General features: G+C 54.1%; 4 protein-coding genes and 2 pseudogenes. 4 read left to right on the top strand and 2 right to left on the bottom strand.

Annotated elements, in window-relative coordinates; translation table 11 throughout:
* Positions 1 to 372: 372 nt before the first annotated feature.
* The 3 genes from A2I95_RS26160 to A2I95_RS26170 all read left to right on the top strand — a co-directional run bounded on the left by A2I95_RS26160 (position 373) and on the right by A2I95_RS26170 (position 2,529).
* On the top strand, positions 373 to 1,284 hold the full coding sequence (locus A2I95_RS26160) for a calcium-binding protein (protein ID WP_291734618.1): 912 nt from the start codon (positions 373 to 375) through the stop codon (positions 1,282 to 1,284).
* 122 nt (positions 1,285 to 1,406) lie between these two features.
* Complete coding sequence (locus tag A2I95_RS26165) at positions 1,407 to 1,910, top strand: DUF995 domain-containing protein (RefSeq protein ID WP_291734620.1); 504 nt, start codon at positions 1,407 to 1,409, stop codon at positions 1,908 to 1,910.
* A 178-nt stretch (positions 1,911 to 2,088) separates the two neighbouring features.
* A complete protein-coding gene (locus tag A2I95_RS26170) occupies positions 2,089 to 2,529 on the top strand; it encodes a hypothetical protein (protein ID WP_291734623.1) in 441 nt (146 codons plus the stop codon).
* 101 nt (positions 2,530 to 2,630) lie between these two features.
* Here the strand turns inward: A2I95_RS26170 and A2I95_RS26175 are convergent.
* Positions 2,631 to 3,801 (bottom strand): annotated as a pseudogene (locus A2I95_RS26175) (IS5 family transposase).
* Between the two features lie 83 nt (positions 3,802 to 3,884).
* Between A2I95_RS26175 and A2I95_RS26180 the strand changes: the two are divergent.
* Positions 3,885 to 4,097, top strand: a pseudogene (locus A2I95_RS26180) (IS21 family transposase); the annotation flags it as partial.
* A gap of 120 nt (positions 4,098 to 4,217) precedes the next feature.
* Here A2I95_RS26180 and A2I95_RS26185 read toward each other — a convergent pair.
* Positions 4,218 to 4,730: calcium-binding protein (locus A2I95_RS26185; RefSeq protein WP_291734626.1), on the bottom strand; the 513-nt coding region annotated here is incomplete at its 5' end.

A 4,730-nucleotide genomic window follows, 5' to 3' on the forward strand; every position in this document is an offset into this window, starting at 1 on the left:
GTGCTGAGGGTGAATCACGTTCCTCAGACCGCGTCGAGAGCCGACTTCTTCAGCAGCCTGTTAAAGATTGGGCGCGCTCTGGAATTTTAACTGAGTCCTGCCTGCCGTCAGAACGTTTGCGAGCCCAGGCCTGAGACCGCAGCGCGTTCGCGTTCTCACCGGTTGTCAGGCCACGCGAATCTTGTCCGCAGGCAGCGCGGGCTAAGTGCAGTTCAGGTATTGGAGACAGTGCGCGTCCAGCGGCCGCTTTATTCGGGAAGTTGGAACAATAAACTTAGTTATTGCGGAGTTTATTAAAAATAAGTTGTTTCTCTGATCAGGGACCCTATCGGTTTAGTCAACCAAGGTTCATCCAGATGAAAGACCCATTCTATGGCAAATGCATATATTGGCGGCTTGAACGGAGCGTCGTCACTGATCAGACTTCTGGCTTTTGAGGACTTCGCCGAGCCTGTAAGCAGTGAGCAGGATAGCTCCAGAATCGAGATGACTGCGCTCGATGGGTCCATACTGTCTTTGACTGGCAACTTTGCTAGCGCAGATCAGGGTGACTGGGAAATCTTTTCCATATCTTATGTTCACAACGAGGTGCCGCTCATCTCGATTTCAGGATTCTCGCTGCCGTTTTCGGATTTCGAGACAATGACTGGACGGCAGCTTTCGCAAAGCCTGTTTTCCGGGGATGACAATATCTCAGTGAATGTGAGTACTGGGTTGGCGATCAAAACTTTTGCCGGAGATGACGTTGTGAGCCTAGGCGCGGGTAACGACACCGCACGCGGTGGTGCCGGCAGTGATACGTTGCAGGGACGCAGTGGAGACGATGAACTGCGAGGCGGCACCGGTGGGGATTTACTGACGGGCGCCGACGGTCAGGATGTCCTTTACGGTGAAAGAGGGAATGATACGCTAAAAGGCGGCTCTGAAGATGACATCTTGTCGGGAGGTAAAGGTAACGACAAGCTAATCGGAGGGGCGGGCAATGATACTTTGATTGGCGGCAATGGCAAAGACACCCTGAGGGGCGGGCAAAGCGATGACGTTTTCACCGGAGGCGGTGGCGAAGACATCTTTGTATTCAAATCGAACGACCACACTGACGTCATTACAGATTTCGAAGTTGGTGTTGATATGATCAGGGTGAAAAGCGGCGCCACCAGCATGGATCAAGTGGATTTTGATCAGCAAGGGGATCACGTGCTCGTCTATTTCGGAAATGTCACGATCACTGTGCAAAATATGACCGTGGAGCAGTTGGACGACGGAGCCAACTTTCTTTTCTGAAGGTAGGTGCCCCTGTTACTGCGCGAGCCTGGGCAAACAATGAGGGGCGTGTGAGAACAGGAAAAATACGCGTAAATGGTCTACGTGGTATTCCACATCGGTCTTACCTTAGGAGGTTTTACATGAAGTTAGCTGCGAAATTAACGGCCGCTGCCCTTTTGGGCGCAATCCCGTCACTTGTTTTGGCAGATCCAAAACCTCGTAGTGCCAAGCCTGTAGACCCGCAAAAGATAGCGGAAATCTACGCTGGAAACACGGATATTTGGGCCAACAACTGCACTGGAGGCATTTATTATGCTCCCAATCAACAAGCCCGCGCCTGGTGTGGCGAAAACAGTGAAAACCTAGGGGCAGGCACGTGGAAAATCGACTCTCAGGGAAGAATGTGCCATCAGCTGTCCTGGTATTGGCCCGATGGAGACGGTGCGGGGGAAGGTCCGGGAGATGAAACGTGTATTTCCCATGTAATCGATCGCTGGGGCACAATTTGGCGCAGCTGGCCTGATGACCCGGAATGGTGGCAATTAGCAGGGAAATTTTCCGGATTAAAGCCGTATTCTGGGATGAAGGAGGGGTACAAGTTTCACAGCAATGTGTTGGAAGTGCGATCCAGGTTGGGGTTGTAGTTAATATTAAAATTCCCGAACAAGGTGGAATTTCACTTTTCTAATGAAATTTCGGTAATAACCGCACTGCAGAATGACTCTGCTTTCTTTTCTTATGAAAGCAAGCGTATTGGGCCAGTGCATGGCAAACAGTACTTTCTGTTTGGCTAACTGTAGGTGGCGAATACGGATCTAAAGAATGTCTCGGAAGTTCTCTAAAACTGCATTTATCGCTCTTCATCCACAGCTGCCCAGCAGTGTTGATCAACTGTCAGTCGCCCGTGAGTGGTGTCTGCGTGAAACAAAAGAAAGTGGTGAGCCCGTTGATCAGCTAGACGTTTGGATTGACGACTTTCGATCCGGCGCCTCCTTCTCTATGCGCAGTACAGGAAAGCAGCGCTCGATTGCATGCTCAATCGATCAGTGTGATTTGAACCCATGTAGTGAAGTTTTTTTTATCAATCCACTGTGCCTCGGGTTGTCAAAAGAGAAGGCAAGAGAAGTTCTACAGGTTATCCATGGTGTCGGCGCGTTAGTCTATGTGAGCGATATGGGTCGTGCATTTGGGCCTAACAATGACTTGGACGCCTTCTGGGCTGAGCATGAAAGCCAGCTTGAGGATGCTCTAGCAGGCGGCTGAATTAGTCAGGCCAGCGGGACGCTGTTCTCTCTGGGGGGGCTGCCTTGTCTCCCTTCCGGATCGGGCGGCTGAAAGCAGGCTTGTGGCCACCTCATACAGCCTCATGCCGCCAGCAACCGGGGCAGCCGGGCGAGATTTCCAGCAGCGAGCGTCAGGATGAAGCGCGACCGCACCCGTTCGACGCCGCGATAGACGGTCTGGGACATGCCGCCAACGGTCTTAGCCCAACCAAACGCCTCCTCGATCCGTTTGCGGTGCTTCTGGGACAGGGCATAGCCTTTGTGCGTGGTTGTGCGCCCGTCGATTGCTGAATGCCGGGCCTTCCTGGCGACGTGCGGGGTGACGCAGGCCTGGCGGAGATCCGCGACGAATTCGGCCGCATCGTATCCCTTGTCGGCACCCAAGGTCAGCTGCCGGGTCGATCCGGGGGAGTGGCGGTGCAGCATGTCCAGCGCGGCCCTGCGTTCGGCGCGGCCGTCAGCGCGGGTCAGGTCGCCTTGAACAACCAGTCCGTGCCGGTTTCCATCAGCGCATGCCCCATGAAACACAGCATTGCCCCGTGCCGGGAGATTTCTTGTAGAGCCGTGCGTCCGGGTCACTGACAAAAGCATGGGTCGCATTTGAACGCTTCTCGCCCTTGAAGTTGACCTCGGAATTTCGGCTGCGGCGGTTGGAGCGGGGCATTTGATCGATCTCGGTTTCGGGTCGGATGGGCTGTGCGGTAGGGGTAATGCGTGCCGAAGGCGGGTCATCCGGCCCATCATCGCCGGGCGGCGCGCCCGCCGCCTTCGGCTGGAAACTCTTCATCGACGCCCAGGCCTTTATGAGCGTGCCATCGACCGAAAAGTGGTCGTCCGACAGGAGTGGCGCGACCTCGTGATGAGCCAGGATCGCCGCCATCACCTTGCGTGACATATCGGCTGTCAGCAACCGGTCGCGGTTCTTGGTGAAGACAGTGGGAACCCAAACAGGGTCATCGATCCCGAGGCCGGCAAACCAGCGGAACAGCAGGTTATATTGCATCTGTTCCATCAGTTGCCGCTCGGAGCGGATCGAGAACAGGATTTGAACCAGGGTCGCCCTGATCAGCCGCTCCGGCGGGATCGAGGGGCGGCCGAAACCAGTGTAAAGCGCCTCGAAATCGGCATCCAGGCTGGCCAGCGCGTCGTTGACTACCTGCCTGATCTTGCGGAGAGGGGGCCGCGCGGGGATGCGTTCTTCCAGATCGACACAGCTGAAAAGCGATCCGCTCGCTTCATCCGTCCCGCGCATCATCCCCCCCCCGCCGAAGTTGTGCTGAGGGTGAATCACGTTCCTCAGACCGCGTCGAAAGCCGGCTTCTTCAGCAGCCTGTTAAGAACTACGCCGAACTCAATGCCTGGCTCGAGGATCGCTGCGTTGCTTGGGCCAAATCTCATCCGCACCAGGAGCTTCGAGACCGCACGATCTGGGAGGCCTTCGAGGACGAGCGGGCGAGTTTGGTGCCATATGTCGGCTCCTTTGATGATTTCCACGCTGTTCCGGCGTCAGTCTCGAAGACCTGTCTCGTCCGGTTCGGCAAAAACCGCTGTCCGAAAGTCTTTCTCTCTGCCATTGCTCTGGCCGCAAACGTCATCTATTGGCCAGTATTTCTGAGCCTAGCTCTCAAAAAGAGAATAAATGGCAGGCAAAGTCGCGTTCTTTGACGGTCAATATATAAACAGGTCGGAAAACACTAAATCTCCAACCTGAGTAGAGCTTGCTCCTTCGAAGATCAGCAGCTCATTGCCAGCTCTTATCCAAGAATTTTGCTCCCCATGTAAATTTCCTAAATCGCTGCCGATTTCAATTGAATTAGGAGAATCAATCTCCCATTCTCTCACATCGAGAGCATCCAACCCAAACTCAAAGTCATTCAAAAAGTCTTTTGAATGATCTGCCGAAAATACAAAATGGTCAGCTCCAGTACCGCCTGAAACAGTATCCTCACCTTTTCCATCAACCAGAGTATCAGCGCCTTGCTCACCATTTATCTGATCGTCACCCGCTCCTCCTATCACGGTATCACTCCACTCTCCGCCAGAAGCGACATCATCTCCTTTTCCGCCTTCAATATAATCTCGCCCTGACCCTCCAAAAATACTGTCGCGGGAAGCTCCACCATGCAGAGTGTCGCTCCAGCCGCCTCCATAAATTATGTCTTTCCCCGCTCCACCTCGAAT

The organism is Leisingera sp. F5, assembly GCF_001593695.1.